This window comes from Micromonospora foliorum (genome assembly GCF_022229015.1).
Lineage (GTDB): Bacteria > Actinomycetota > Actinomycetes > Mycobacteriales > Micromonosporaceae > Micromonospora > Micromonospora foliorum.
In genome coordinates, this window is sequence record NZ_JAKKFF010000038.1 from 1 (window position 1) to 12,852 (window position 12,852).

At 70.6% G+C, this 12,852-nt stretch carries 16 protein-coding genes; all 16 read left to right on the forward strand.

The window, feature by feature from the left end:
- Positions 1-42 precede the first annotated feature (42 nt).
- The 16 genes from PSH25_RS03865 (at position 43) to PSH25_RS03940 (ending at position 12,759) form a co-directional block, all read left to right on the forward strand.
- The gene (locus PSH25_RS03865) at positions 43-762 is read left to right on the forward strand and encodes an SAM-dependent methyltransferase (protein ID WP_238657697.1); all 720 of its coding nucleotides are present in this window, start codon (positions 43-45) and stop codon (positions 760-762) included.
- Between the two features lie 71 nt (positions 763-833).
- Positions 834-2,006 carry a PP2C family protein-serine/threonine phosphatase gene (locus PSH25_RS03870; RefSeq protein WP_238657687.1) on the forward strand — a complete coding sequence of 391 codons (1,173 nt, stop codon included), beginning with the start codon at positions 834-836 and terminating at the stop codon, positions 2,004-2,006.
- Positions 2,007-2,062: 56 nt separating this feature from the next.
- Positions 2,063-2,524, forward strand: coding sequence for a MarR family winged helix-turn-helix transcriptional regulator (locus PSH25_RS03875; RefSeq protein ID WP_238657698.1), 462 nt, complete (start codon positions 2,063-2,065; stop codon positions 2,522-2,524).
- Between the two features lie 293 nt (positions 2,525-2,817).
- Positions 2,818-3,447, forward strand: a complete 630-nt coding sequence (clsA, locus tag PSH25_RS03880; protein ID WP_238657688.1) for a cardiolipin synthase ClsA — start codon at positions 2,818-2,820, stop codon at positions 3,445-3,447.
- A complete protein-coding gene (locus tag PSH25_RS03885) occupies positions 3,444-4,388 on the forward strand; it encodes a DUF881 domain-containing protein (RefSeq protein ID WP_238657689.1) in 945 nt (314 codons plus the stop codon). The genes clsA and PSH25_RS03885 overlap by 4 nt, the downstream gene beginning before the upstream one ends.
- Entirely contained in the window at positions 4,385-4,717 is a 333-nt protein-coding gene (locus PSH25_RS03890; protein ID WP_030327710.1) for a small basic family protein, read from the forward strand. The genes PSH25_RS03885 and PSH25_RS03890 overlap by 4 nt, the downstream gene beginning before the upstream one ends.
- An 11-nt stretch (positions 4,718-4,728) precedes the next feature.
- The gene (locus PSH25_RS03895; RefSeq protein ID WP_238657690.1) at positions 4,729-5,772 is read left to right on the forward strand and encodes a DUF881 domain-containing protein; all 1,044 of its coding nucleotides are present in this window, start codon (positions 4,729-4,731) and stop codon (positions 5,770-5,772) included.
- 60 nt (positions 5,773-5,832) lie between these two features.
- Positions 5,833-6,213, forward strand: a complete 381-nt coding sequence (gene gcvH, locus PSH25_RS03900; RefSeq protein ID WP_091397961.1) for a glycine cleavage system protein GcvH — start codon at positions 5,833-5,835, stop codon at positions 6,211-6,213.
- A 214-nt stretch (positions 6,214-6,427) separates the two neighbouring features.
- Positions 6,428-6,880 (forward strand): oxoglutarate dehydrogenase inhibitor Odhl, encoded by a 453-nt coding sequence (odhI, locus tag PSH25_RS03905; RefSeq protein ID WP_007071101.1) that lies wholly within the window; start codon positions 6,428-6,430, stop codon positions 6,878-6,880.
- Positions 6,881-6,930: 50 nt separating this feature from the next.
- Complete coding sequence (gene ftsR / locus PSH25_RS03910) at positions 6,931-7,632, forward strand: transcriptional regulator FtsR (RefSeq protein ID WP_238657691.1); 702 nt, start codon at positions 6,931-6,933, stop codon at positions 7,630-7,632.
- 185 nt (positions 7,633-7,817) lie between these two features.
- Complete coding sequence (locus tag PSH25_RS03915; protein WP_030327706.1) at positions 7,818-8,282, forward strand: bifunctional nuclease family protein; 465 nt, start codon at positions 7,818-7,820, stop codon at positions 8,280-8,282.
- A 159-nt stretch (positions 8,283-8,441) separates the two neighbouring features.
- The gene (locus PSH25_RS03920) at positions 8,442-9,038 is read left to right on the forward strand and encodes a MerR family transcriptional regulator (protein ID WP_238657692.1); all 597 of its coding nucleotides are present in this window, start codon (positions 8,442-8,444) and stop codon (positions 9,036-9,038) included.
- Positions 9,039-9,296: 258 nt separating this feature from the next.
- Complete coding sequence (locus tag PSH25_RS03925) at positions 9,297-9,695, forward strand: group I truncated hemoglobin (RefSeq protein ID WP_238657693.1); 399 nt, start codon at positions 9,297-9,299, stop codon at positions 9,693-9,695.
- A gap of 2 nt (positions 9,696-9,697) precedes the next feature.
- On the forward strand, positions 9,698-10,879 hold the full coding sequence (locus PSH25_RS03930) for a globin domain-containing protein (RefSeq protein ID WP_238657694.1): 1,182 nt from the start codon (positions 9,698-9,700) through the stop codon (positions 10,877-10,879).
- Positions 10,880-10,987: 108 nt separating this feature from the next.
- Complete coding sequence (locus PSH25_RS03935) at positions 10,988-11,683, forward strand: DivIVA domain-containing protein (RefSeq protein ID WP_238657695.1); 696 nt, start codon at positions 10,988-10,990, stop codon at positions 11,681-11,683.
- A 116-nt stretch (positions 11,684-11,799) separates the two neighbouring features.
- Positions 11,800-12,759 carry an SAM-dependent methyltransferase gene (locus PSH25_RS03940; RefSeq protein WP_238657696.1) on the forward strand — a complete coding sequence of 320 codons (960 nt, stop codon included), beginning with the start codon at positions 11,800-11,802 and terminating at the stop codon, positions 12,757-12,759.
- Positions 12,760-12,852 lie beyond the last annotated feature (93 nt).

Consider the following 12,852-nt stretch of genomic DNA (forward strand, 5'->3'; position numbering starts at 1 on the left):
TCGGTCTCACCGGGAATCGCCACGCCATTCACCGCGTGGCCCCTGGGTTATGACTTCCTCTCTGGCGGCAAGAACCACTCCGAGGTAGACCGAAAGGCCGCCGCGCACGCCCTGCGGATCACCCCGGACGGGCCGGCAGCCCGCCAGGCCAACCGGGCCTTTCTGCGTCGAGTGATCCGCTTCCTCGTCAGCGAGGCGGGCATCGACCAGTTCCTCGACCTCGGGTCGCGGCTGCCCACCCAGGGCAACGTGCACGAGGTCGCCACCGACGCGACGGTGCTCTACACCGACGTCGACCCGGTCACCATCCGACTGGGTCAGAGCATCCTCGCCGGCAGCGACCGGGCCGGCTACGGCTTCGGCGACGCGACCGACATCGGCACCATCGACCCGGCGCAGCTGCACCGCTTCGTGCCGGGGTGGGGTCGTCGGCCGGTCGGAGTGGTCTTCCTCGGCCTGGCCGCGTTCCTCGACGACGCCACCCTGACCCACACCCTCGACGAGCTGTACGCTGCCGCGGCGCCGGGCAGCCTGCTCGCGGTGGACTTCGACACCGAGGAGTTGGCCGGTCATCCGCAGGCGCTGGCCATGATGGGGCCGCAGTTCCGAATGCGTCCACCGGCGGCGTTCGCGCCCTTGCTGGGTCGGTGGGCGCCGACGGCGGACGGGATCGTCCCGGTCGCCGAGTGGCGGCCGGAGGGTCCGCCGGAGCGGGTGCCCGACGCGTTCCACGGTGTGCTCGCGACCCGCCCGGCTGACTGACCGCGCCGACCAGCCGTCCGGGGGCGTCCGTATGATGCTTGCCCTATAGCAAGCTTCTGGGGAGGACGACGATGGTAGACGCGCCGGACGTGGTGTCGCGCGCGTTGCGCGAGGCTCCGCCCGACCAGTTGGCGGAGGCCGCGGACCGGGCGATCCGGTCGACGATGGGCGCGCTGCGCACCGACGTCTTCGTCGCCGACTACCGGATCAGCGGCCTCTGGCCGGTGCTGGACCCGGACCTGCCGGCCGCCGGGTTCCTGGCCTGCCACACCATGGCCCAGCGCTGCTTCAGCAGCCAGCAACCCGTACGCGACGGCGAGGGCCCCTGCCGGCTCTACCTGCCGTTGACGGTGTGGGGGGAGCGGTTGGGCGTGCTGCTGATCGAGCTTCCGACCGTACCGAACCCGGCGGTCACCGGTCGTGCGACGGACATCGCCGGCGCCCTGGCGGTGGCGATGCGCGCGGCGGACCGGGAGACCGACCGTTACCGGCGGGCTCGCCGACGGGAGCGACTGACGATGGCCGCCGAGATGCAGTGGGACCTGCTGCCCGGTCGCGGCGTGTCGCACCACGCGTTCGATCTGGCCGGTCAGCTCGAACCGGCGTACACGGTCGGCGGCGACCACTTCGACTGGTCGTTGGACGGCGACCGGCTCACCGTGACGGTGCTCAACGGCGAGGGCAGTGGGCTGGCCGCGTCCCTGTTGACGGCCGTCACGGTCAACGCGATGCGCAACGCACGTCGCTCCGGTGGCGGCCTGGTGGAACAGGCCGAGCTGGCCTCGGACACGGTCTTCTACCAACACCGGGGCGCCCGGTACGTGGCCACCCTGCTGCTCGAGGTGGACACCCGCGTCGGCCGGGTGCGGGCGGTCGACGCGGGCTCCCCACACCTGGTGCGGATGCGCGGGTCCACGGTCGAGCCGATGAAGCTGGACCAGCAGCTGCCGCTGGGCATGTTCGCCGAGACCCGCTACGAGCTTCAGGAGGTGCAACTGGCCCCCGGTGACCGCCTCTTCGTGGTCAGCGACGGGGTGTGGGCCGCCGAGCCGCCGGGTCAGGAACCGTACGGGCAGCGGATGATGGCGCGTTCCCTGCGCGCCACGCGGCTGCAGCCGCCGGCCGAGGCGGTTGGTACGGTGATGCGCGAACTGCACGCCTATCACGCGGATTCCGATTTGCGCGACGACGCCGTCGTGGTCTGTCTGGACTGGCACGGTCCGCGCGAACGGGGCACGGGGTGAGATTCGCCGCCGCGTTGCCGGGCGGGCACCAGCGCGACGACGGCAGGGGACATCAGGTGGAGCGACCTGCGGATCTCGCCGCGGCGATCGACGCGGCCGCCGGGACGCTGATCGCCGTGCTCGACTCGGCGGCGTCGCGGCACCAGGTGCCACCCACCCAGCTGAGGGTGCTGACGCTGATCAGCGGTCGACCGGAGACCAACGTCAACGGGTTGGCGGAGCTGCTGGACGTGGTGCCGTCGTCGGCGAGCCGCCTGTGTGACCGGCTGGAGGCGACCGGGCTGTTGCGTCGAGTTGCCGATCCGCGCGACCGGCGGGAGGTGCGGTTGGTGCCGACCGCCGCGGCGCTGACCCTGCTGGGGGAGTTGGCCGAGCGGCGTCAGCGCGCGGTGCAGGCGGTGCTGGACCGGATGCCGGCGCGGATGCAGCACGAGTTGTTGTTGGCGCTGGTCGGGTTCGCTCGGGCGGCGACCTCGGTGCCCGAGCAGCAGACCGACTCCGCCGTCCAGACGGCCTGATCAGTCGTTCCCTTACCCCAGTATCCTAGGACGCTCTACACGTGGTGATCCACGCCACAGTGCGGCACAGCCGCACCGACAGCCCGCGGCGGCACCCGGCCCGCGAGAAGAAGCCCGATATAGTGGCAGCGCACCTACCCGGCCCGCGATCATCGAGATCGCGGGCCGCATCAGGGGAAGGGGCCCCGCCCGGGGCCGCAGGGGAGAGCCGGCGCTGGTCGGCCCGACAGCGCGTACGACCCTCAGCCGCGCCCGGCGTCGGCCGGGGGCCCGCGTGCCGTGGAGGAGGATCGGTGTCGCGTCGGCCGGCTCGGGCAGAGCAACCGCCGGACACCGGTGACGACACTCCCGGCAACCAGGTGCTCACCCTGCCCAACCTGATCAGCTTCGGGCGGCTGCTGGGCGTGCCGCTCTTCCTCTACCTGTTCCTGGTGACGCGGGCCGACGTGGCGGCGGTCGTCGTGCTGGCCATCGGCGGCACCACCGACTGGGTCGACGGTTGGATCGCCCGCCGCCTGCGTCAGGTGAGCCGCCTGGGCGAGCTGCTCGACCCGCTCGCCGACCGGCTCTACATCCTCGCCACCCTGGTCGCCTTCACCGCGCGGGAGGTGGTGCCGTGGCAGTTCACCGCGGCGCTGCTGGCCCGTGAGGTGCTCCTGCTCGCCTCGCTGGCGGTGCTGCGCCGCTACGGGTACGGTCCGCCGCCGGTGCACTACGTGGGCAAGACCGCCACGTTCCTGCTGCTCGCGGCGTTCCCGGTGCTGTTGTTGGCCACCGCGGCGACCGACGTGGCGACGGCGGCGAGCGCCATCGGTTGGGCGCTGGCCTGGTGGGGCCTGGTGCTCTACTGGGTGGCCGGCGGGATGTACGTCGTGCAGGCGGCCCGGCTGGTGCGCGCGGCGCGCGGTGCGGGGGCGTCGTGAGCGCGCCGCGGCTGGGAAAACCCGGCCAGGACCGGGTGTACGCGCCGGACTTCCTCACCGAGCTGTTCCGCAACCCGCTGGATCCGGGGTACGCGGACGCGGCTGCGGCCCGTCGGCGCTCGGCGGAGTCCGCTCCGGCGCGCGGGTGGCGGGCCTTGCCGGCGCGGTCGGTGAGCCTGGTCGTGGTGGTGATGCTCGGTTTCCTGTTCGCGGTCGCGTACCGGCAGACGATGGCGGACGAGCCGGGCCGGAGCCAGGCCCGCTCGGGGCTGGTGGCGCAGATCAAGGAGCGGGAGAGCCAGACCGACCGGTTGTCCACCCGGGCGGACCAGCTGCGCGAGGAGGTCAGCCGGCAGCGGGACGCGGCGTTGAGCGGGTCGGCCGCCGCCCGGTTGCGCAACCTGGAGGCGAGTACCGGGCTGGGTCGGGTGCGGGGTGATGGTGTGGTGGTGCGGTTGGCGGACGCGCCGGACAACGCGGACGCGGTGACCGGTGCCGGCGCTGGGCCGCCGCGGGTGCTCTACAGCGACCTGCAGGGGGTGGCGAACGCCCTGTGGAGTGCGGGCGCGGAGGCGATCGCGATCAACGGGCAGCGGTTGACGTCGACGTCGACGATCCGGTCGGCGGGTGAGGCGATGCTGGTGGATTTCCGGCCGGTGACCGGGCCGTACGAGGTGTCGGCGATCGGGCCGGGTGCGATGCGGCGCAAGTTCGAGGACAGCCGTAACGCGGCGCTGATGCGGGAGGTCGCGCAGAAGACCGGGTTGTCGTTCGGTGTGCGGGAGTCGGATGACCTCACGTTGCCGGCGGCGCCGGAGCCGCAGCTACGCTACGCCAAGCCGTCGGTCAGTCCGAGCCCTTCCGCGTCGGGTGTCCGGTCCGGCAGTCCCGGGTCGTCCGGTCCGGCGACGACTGTTAGCCCCTCCGGAGGTGGCCGATGATCGCGGTGCTGGCGTTGCTCGCCGGTGTGGTGCTGGGCGTGTGGCTTGATCCCACGGTGCCGGCGGCGTTGCAGCCGTACCTGCCGATCGCGGTGGTGGCCGCGTTGGACGCGGTGTTCGGTGGGGTGCGGGCCCGGTTGGACCGCATCTTCGACGACAAGCAGTTCGTGGTGTCGTTCATTTCGAACGTGCTGGTCGCTGGTCTGATCGTGTATCTGGGTGACCAGTTGGGGGTGGGTGGGCAGTTGTCCACCGGTGTGGTCGTTGTGTTGGGTGTGCGTATCTTCGGCAACGTGGCGGCGATCCGTCGGCACCTGTTCCGGGCGTAGGTTGGGTTGCGATGAGTGACGAGCAGACCGACACGGGGACCGGGTGGCCGCAGCCGGCGGGTCCGGTGCGCCCTGGTGGGCCGGCGGGTGAGCCGGATCCGCGGCCGGACGCGCCGGATCCGGACGAGTTGAGCCCGTTGGCGCCGCAGGGGCCTACGCAGCCGCCGGTGGAGCCGGCGCCGTCGCCTGAGCCGGAGGGCTCGGACGACGAGCCCACTGTCCGGGTGGGTGTCGAGTCGGCCGATGACGGTGCGACGGTGGACCTGAGCGCGGTGTCGCGGTCGGGGGAGCCGGTGGCGGGTGCCGACGGGTTGGCGGAGCCGGTCGGGGAGTCGGCGGCGCCGGTGGTGGCTGGTCGGTCCCGGTGGAGTACGGCCGGGGTGATGATCGTGGCGTTGTTGGCGTTGCTGGGGTTCACGTTGGTCGTGCAGTTGAAGACGACGTCGACGGACCCGACGTTGGGGGCGACGCGGCAGGAGGACCTGGTTCGGATCCTGTCGGATCTGGATGCGCGGGAGAATCGTCTGCAGCAGGACATCCGGGCTCTGGAGGACAGTCAGCGGCAGTTGCGCTCGGGTGAGCAGGGTCGTCAGGCGGCGTTGGATGAGGCGACGCGGCGGGCGGACGAGTTGGGCATCCTGGCGGGGACGCTGCCGGCGGTGGGGCCGGGGTTGACGGTGCAGTTCGACGCCGGGGTCAAGCCGATTTCGGCGAACCGGGTGTTGGACGCGGTGCAGGAGTTGCGTGGTGCGGGCGCGGAGGCGATGCAGATCTCCGGTGGGGATCGGGCGACCGTGCGGATCATCGCGTCGACGTACTTCCTGGATGGGGACAACGGGTCGTTGGTGGTGGAGGGGCGTCGGTTGACGGGGCCGTTCACGATCACGGTGATCGGTGATCCGGCGACGATGCGTACGGCGTTGAACATTCCTGGTGGGGTGGTGGCGTCGGTCCGGGGTGGCGGCGGTAACGTGACGTTTGGGGAGCGTGAGGTTGCCGAGGTTTCGGCGCTGCACGTGCCGATCAAGTTGGAACACGCCCGTCCGGTCTCCTGACCGGCGCGGCCGCGCCGGACCCGGGTGGTCCGGGGCACCGATGGATGAAGGACGCGTCTGGTGATTCCCGAGGATCTGCGATACACCGCCGAGCATGAGTGGGTGGCGGGTGACGGCACGGCTTCGGTCCGGGTCGGCATCACCCACTTCGCGCAGGACGCGCTCGGTGACATCGTGTACGTGCAGTTGCCCGAGGCGGGCGCGGTGGTCGCTGCTGGTGACTCGCTGGGTGAGATCGAGTCGACGAAGAGCGTGTCGGAGATCTACGCGCCGGTGGCCGGTACGGTGGCGGCGCGTAACGACGCGTTGGCTGACACGCCTGAGCTGATCAACACTGATCCGTACGGTGAGGGTTGGTTGGTGGAGATCACGCCGAATGATCCGACTGCCACGGATGGGTTGCTGACGGCGGCCGCGTATCAGAAGATCACCGAAGGCTGAGTGTGCTTGATCCGGTGCGTGGGATGTCTGCGCGCGTCCGGTTGCCCTGCATTTCGGCGCTGGCTAGGCTCGCCCAGTCGACCGAGAACCCAATAGTTGAGCGTTGCGGAATTGCCTTCCCGGGCACGGGGAGCCAGCCGCCGGGTGTTCACATGCCCGGCGGCCAGACCCGCCATTACCCGACGCCGACCGAACAGATCCGTGAGGTGGTCCCATGACGCGGCCAGACGACGAGTTCCCCCCACTCGACGTCACTTCGACGCTCAATCTCGGTTCGCTCGACGAAGTGCTGGAGGGGCCGGATACCGATGTGGTGCCGAGCCGGATGTCCGGTTCGTTGCCGCCGGGTATGGCGCTGCTGGTGGTTCGTCGAGGCCCGAATGCGGGTGCCCGGTTCCTGTTGGACCACGATGTGACGACCAGTGGCCGGCACCCGGACAGTGACATCTTCCTGGACGACGTGACGGTGTCGCGTCGGCATGCGGAGTTCCACCGGGATGGTGGGACGTTCACGGTGCGCGACGTGGGCAGCCTGAATGGCACGTACGTCAATCGTGAGCGGGTTGAGGCGGCCACGTTGAGCAATGGTGACGAGGTCCAGATCGGTAAGTTCCGGGTGGTGTTCATCGCCGGTCCGCGCCCGGAGGAGGAGGCCGGCCGGGGGTGAACGAGCCTGCGGCCTCCACGTCACCCGGGGCGGCTCGGTCTCAGCCGCTGATGAGCATCGGTGAGGTGCTTGGGCAGTTGCGGGTGGATTTTCCGGATACCACGATTTCGAAGCTGCGGTTTCTTGAGGCCGAGGGTTTGGTCGAGCCGCAGCGGACGGCGGCGGGTTACCGGAAGTACAGCTGGGACGATGTGGCGCGGTTGCGGTTCGTGTTGACCGCGCAGCGGGACAAGTACCTGCCGTTGCGGGTGATCCGGGAGCAGTTGGCCCAGTGGGATTCGTCTGGTGAGCAGCCGGGGCGGTCGCGGCCGGCGTTGGTGGCGGTTGGTCCCGATGGTGCGGTGCCGGGTCGTGAGTTGGCGGAGCCGGCCGAGTCGTCGCAGGTGCGGCTCGGCCGGGCGGATCTGGTGGCGCGCAGTGGGATCGACGACTCGACGTTGGTGGAGTTGGAGCGGCTCGGTGTGCTGGTGTCGGATCCGCCGGGGTGGTATGACGCGGATGCGCTGATCATCGCGTCGGCGGTGGCGGGGTTGGCGTCGTACGGGTTGGAGCCGCGGCACCTGCGGGGTTATCGGACGGCGGCGGACCGGGAGGTTGGTTTGTTCGCGCAGTTGGTGGCGCCGTTGGCGCGGCAGAGTGATCCGGCGGCGCGGGCGCGGGCGGCGGAGACGGCGCGTGAGTTGGTGGCGTTGTCGGAGCAGTTGCACGCGGCGTTGGTGCGGGTGGGGCTGCGGTCGACGTTGGGTCGGTGAGGGTGCCCGGTGGGTGGTGGCTGAGCGGAAAGATCTCTTCCGGGAAGCGTGCCGTAGGCTTGCCGGGGTAACCCCTTTTCGGCGCGGGCGTGGTGCTGTAGCGCATGGGACGGCCGTGTTGCGGTCCGTGTACCGTGCAGGGAAGGGCGCGGTGCGGCGTAGGTGACAACGACACGGAGGCGGCGGTGCGCGAGCTGAGCGTGGTCGGAGTTCGGGTGGAGCTGCCCAGCAACCAGCCGATCGTCCTGCTCAGGGAGGTCGAGGGGGACCGCTATCTGCCGATCTGGATCGGCGCGGTCGAGGCCACGGCTATCGCTTATGAGCAGCAGGGGGTCAAGCCGGCCCGGCCGTTGACGCATGATCTTCTGCGGGATGTGTTGGCGGCGTTGAAGGCGCCCTTGCAGGCGGTGGAGATCACCGAGCTGAAGGAGAACGTCTTCTACGCGGATCTGTTGATCGGCGATGGGGTACGGGTGTCGGCGCGGCCGAGCGATTCGATCGCGTTGGCGTTGCGGGTCGGTGCGCCGATTCGTTGTGCCGAGCAGGTCCTCAGCGAGGCGGGGATCGTTATCCCTGATGAGCAGGAGGACGAGGTGGAGAAGTTCCGCGAGTTCCTGGAGCAGGTGCGTCCGGAGGATTTCGCGGGCTGAGGTGTGCCTCGGCTCGGTTGGTGATCTTTCTCGGTGGCTGCGCGGCGTGTCGCGTCGGTTCCTCCGTGGTAACCCCTGACGGTGGCGATAGGGTTTCCATGTCGAGGGGTGCGCGTCCCGGAAACGATGCGTCGCCACACTGACGGGGAGGTTGTCCGGATGCACGAGCCACGGGATTCCGATCCGGGTGCAGGGTTCGACGAGCCGGGTGCCTCGTCGCCAGGTGTGGCGGCTGAGGGTGACGGTTCGGTTGGCTACCGGGGTGTGACGGCCTGCCATGCGGTGGGCATCAGTTACCGGCAGTTGGATTACTGGGCGCGGACGACGCTTGTGGTGCCGAGCGTTCGTGATGCCTCGGGTTCGGGGACACAGCGGTTGTATTCGTTCCGGGACCTGGTGGTGTTGAAGGTCGTGAAGCGGTTGTTGGATGCGGGGGTGTCCCTGCAGAACATCCGTAAGGCGATCGAGGCGTTGCGGTCGCGTGGTGTGGAGGATCTGGCGGGGATCACGCTGATCTCTGATGGGACGACGGTGTACGAGTGCCGGTCTCCGGAGGAGGTGGTCGACCTGTTGCAGGGTGGCCAGGGGGTCTTCGGCATCGCGATCGGTGGGGCGTTCAAGGAGATCCAGGGGTCGTTGTCGCATCTGCCGGCGGAGCCGGCGACGAGCGGCCCGGTGGAGCCGGCGGTGGCGTCGGTGTCGGATCCGGTGGGTGACGAGCTGGCGGCGCGGAGAGCGCGGCGGCGCGCCGGCTGACCGTTCGGCTTTCGGTTTTTTTTCGGGTGGTTCTCTCGCGACCGTCGGTGACGGTGGCGGGGTCTTGTCGGCCATGGCGGTCCACTGTGGATACGGTGGGTGTCGTTTCGGTGGCCGACTGTGGAAGTACCCATCGGTAGTGGTGACCTAGCGTGGTGGCGTGTTGTCGGGAATCCGATAAGGGGGCGCTGACCGGAGGCGGTTGACACGCTATGGTCCCTCACGGTTCTGGACCCTTCATTCCCGGAAGGAACGACCGTGACGGTTACGGAAGAGACTGCTCCCGCCTCGCACTACGACCGCATTGGCGGTGCCAGTTCGGTCAAGGCGGCGGTTGAGCTGTTCTACGACAAGGTGCTCGCGGACCCGGAGTTGGCGGGCTACTTCGCTGACGTGGACATGGCCGGTCAGCGGCGACATCTGGCGTTGATGTTGACCGTCGTGCTGGGTGGCCCGAACGAGTACACGGGTCGCGGCTTGGCCGAGGCGCACCAGCCGTTGAACATCACGGCCGGGCACTACGCGAAGGTGGGCGAGCACCTGACGGTGACGCTGACCGAGCTGGGGGTGCCGGCGGACACCCTCGCTCACGTGCAGACAGTGCTGGGGCAGGTGCAGGGCCAGGTGGTGGCTGCCGGGAACAGGTCGGGCGTCTGAGCGTGGACGCGGCTCGCCTCAAGCAGAGCTGGTCGGTGGTCGCCGGGCACGGTGACCAGGTGCCGCTCTACTTCTACTCGACGTTGTTCCTCGCTCATCCCGAGACGCGGCAGATGTTCCCCACGAACATGGCCGGTCAGCGGGACCGCCTCGTGACCGCGCTGGGCCACATCGTGTCCAACGTGGACCAGGTGGATCGGCTGGTGGGTTTCCTGCAGGATCTCGGCGCGGATCACCGCAAGTTCGCGGTCCGCGCGGAGCACTACCCGGCGGTCGGCGAGGCGCTGGTGGCGACGTTGCAGCACTTCCTCGCCGAACAGTGGACCGACGAGTTGGCGGCGGACTGGAAGGCCGCGTACGGGTTGGTCGCCCAGGTGATGATGGAGGCGGCGCAGGCCGCTGAGGCGGTCAATCCGCCGTGGTGGGTGGCGGAGATCGTGGCGCACGAGCGGCGGGCGTTCGACGTGGCGGTGCTGACGGTGCGTCCGCAGTACCTGTTGCCGTTCACCCCGGGTCAGTCGGTCGGGGTGTCGCACCCGTCGGTGCGGTCGTGGCGGTACTACTCGCCGGCGAACGCGCCGCGGGCGGACGGCACGTTGGAGTTGCACGTGCGGGCCGCGCCGGGCGGCGCGGTGTCGTCGCGGCTGGTGTACGGGTCGGCCGTGGGGGATCGGATCCACCTGGCGGCGCCGGTGGGCGACCGGCTGGGGTTGTGGTCGGCGGGCTCCAGTGACCTGTTGCTGTTGGTCGCCGGTACCGGCTGGGCGCCGGTGAAGGCGTTGGTGGAGCAGGTGGCCGCCGAGGGTTCCCGCCGACGGGTGGACCTGTACGTGGGGGCCCGTTCCCGTAGCGAGTTCTACGACAGCGACGCGATCGACAAGTTGGCGTCGTCGTACCCGTGGTTGACGGTGACGTACGTGGTGGGTGCCGACGTGCACCGGCCGGGGGAGTTCGTGCAGGCGGTGGACCGGGCGTTGGCCGACGGTGACTGGCGGTCCCGGCACGTGTTCGTGTGTGGGTCGGACGAGATGGTGTCGCACGCGGTGCGGACGTTGGTGCAGGCGGGTTACCACGCGGGTCAGGTGCACCACGAGGGCCTGGGTGCGCAGTGGTACGGCCCGGCGTGGCGGACGGCGGTGCAGCAGTCGGCTGCGGGTGACACTTCGGGAGGTGGGCACAGGTGAGCGCGAGGAGTGAGCTGGCGAGCCCCGCAGTCGCGAACGGAAGGCGGGTCAGGTGAGCGCGAGGAGTGAGCTTGCGGGCCCGGCGGTCGCGAACGGAGGTCTGCACAGGTGAGCGCGACGCCGATCAGTCGGTATGACGGGGTGCAGGTTTCCGGCGGTGTGCAGGTGCGGATGACCGCCGACCGGGTTCGGCGGTGGGAGTTCGGTGCCGCGTCGTTCGCCCGGCGTGGTTACGACAACGCTGACGTGGACCGGTTCCGGGTGCAGGTCGCTGACGAGTTGGACCTGTTGGCGACGCAGATCGCGACGTTGCGGGCGGAGAACGAGCGGCTGACCGACCGGGTGGAGTTGCACCGGCACGGGGTGATTCCGAGTACGGGGGCGGCGGCGAAGGTTCCGGCGGCGCGGGAGGTGAATCTGCTGTCGGCGGCGCAACGGGAGGCCGAGCAGATCATCGCGCAGGCGCACGACTACGCCCGTCGGGTCGCCGAGTACGCCCGGGTGCAGTACGAGAGTTACCTGCACGCGGCGGAGGCGGAGGCGAAGCAGGAGGCGGAGCGGGCGGTGGCGCAGTACCGCAGCGCGGCCGGGTCGAGCTTCGACGACACGGTGGCGACGCGGGAGGCGTTGCGGATCTTCGGGGAGATGATGGTGTCGCACATGCAGGCGGCGGCGCGGCATCTCGATGACGGCAGTGAGCAGTTGGCGCGCACGATGGATCGGATCGCGGCGGAGACGCCGGGGGCGCCGTTCGTGGGTGGTGTGGTGGATCAGTCGGCGTTGCCGCGGCACCAGCAGCGCTGAGTCGCCGCCGGGTGGGGTCCGCTGACGTGGACCCCACCCGGTGCGGTGGCGGTGGTGGCATAGTCGGAGGGGCCAGGTGGGCTGACCGGCGGCCCGCCCCTGGGAGAGGCGCCGTCGTGTCGGTATCTCCGTCCCCACCCGGCGGGTCACCGGATCCGCTGGCCGCGTTGGAGGCGTCGGCGTGGGCTCTGGCGGCCGCGGTGGGCACCATGAGTGACGCCCTGTCGGCCCCGCTCGCGCAGGTCCTCGCCGGGTCGCCGCACCGCAGCGCGGTGCTGGAGGCCGCTGGTCTGCTCTCCTGGGACGGTGGGGTGCCGGTGGCGCACCCGTCGCTGGTGGCCGCCGATGGGCCGACCGGGCGCAGTGCCGTGCAGGCGCGGTTGAGTTCGTTGCGGCAGGCGGTCGCCGCTGCGGCGCAGGAGCCTTCGGGGCCGGGCGGGGCCGGGTGGGCGCAGGTGGACGACGAGGTGTTGCTGCATCAGGGTCGGGCGTCCGCGGCGACCGGCCGGGCGTTGGCGTCGCGGGTGGTGCCCGAGTTGCCGGGCCTGGCGCAGCGGTTGGATTCGGCCGATGCCCGGGTGTTGGACGTGGGCACCGGTGTGGGGGCGTTGGCTGTCGCCCTGGCTCGCGCGTTGCCCCGGGCGTCGGTGGTCGGCATCGACGTGCTGCAGCGGGCGTTGGACCTGGCCCGTGGGGAGTTGACCGAGGCGGGTGATGTCGCGGATCGGATCACGTTGCGCCGGCAGGACGTCGCGGAGGTGGCCGAGCCGGGCGGGTACGACCTGGTGTGGTTGCCGGCGCCGTTTCTTCCCCAGCAGACGTTGGCGCTCGCGGTGCCTCGGCTGGTGCGGGCGCTGCGACCGGGTGGCTGGCTGGTGGCGGGCACCAACCCGCCGGCCGGGGATCCGTTGCGGGCGGCCGTCGACCGGTGGAACGCCGTGCGCAACGGCGGCAACGCCTTCGACGCGGACCGGATGGCGCAGGTGCTGGCGGGGGCGGGGTTGGGTGATGTGCGCCGTTTCCCGACTGTTCCCGGCGGGCCGGTGCTGGTCGCCGCGCACCGCCCGGGCGGCTGAGGCCCGCCGTCGGCGCGGCGGGTGGTCAGCTGGCGGCGGCGCGGACGGCGTCGGCGATCGGGGTGGGCCCGTCGACGAGTTCCAGGGTCGCGC

Coding starts and splice junctions, on each gene's coding strand:
- PSH25_RS03870 (WP_238657687.1), top strand. CDS start 834: ATGGTAGACGCGCCGGACGTGGTGTCGCGCGCGTTGCGCGAGGCTCCG.
- PSH25_RS03890 (WP_030327710.1), top strand. CDS start 4,385: ATGATCGCGGTGCTGGCGTTGCTCGCCGGTGTGGTGCTGGGCGTGTGG.
- PSH25_RS03895 (WP_238657690.1), top strand. CDS start 4,729: ATGAGTGACGAGCAGACCGACACGGGGACCGGGTGGCCGCAGCCGGCG.
- odhI (WP_007071101.1), top strand. CDS start 6,428: ATGACGCGGCCAGACGACGAGTTCCCCCCACTCGACGTCACTTCGACG.
- ftsR (WP_238657691.1), top strand. CDS start 6,931: ATGAGCATCGGTGAGGTGCTTGGGCAGTTGCGGGTGGATTTTCCGGAT.
- PSH25_RS03920 (WP_238657692.1), top strand. CDS start 8,442: ATGCACGAGCCACGGGATTCCGATCCGGGTGCAGGGTTCGACGAGCCG.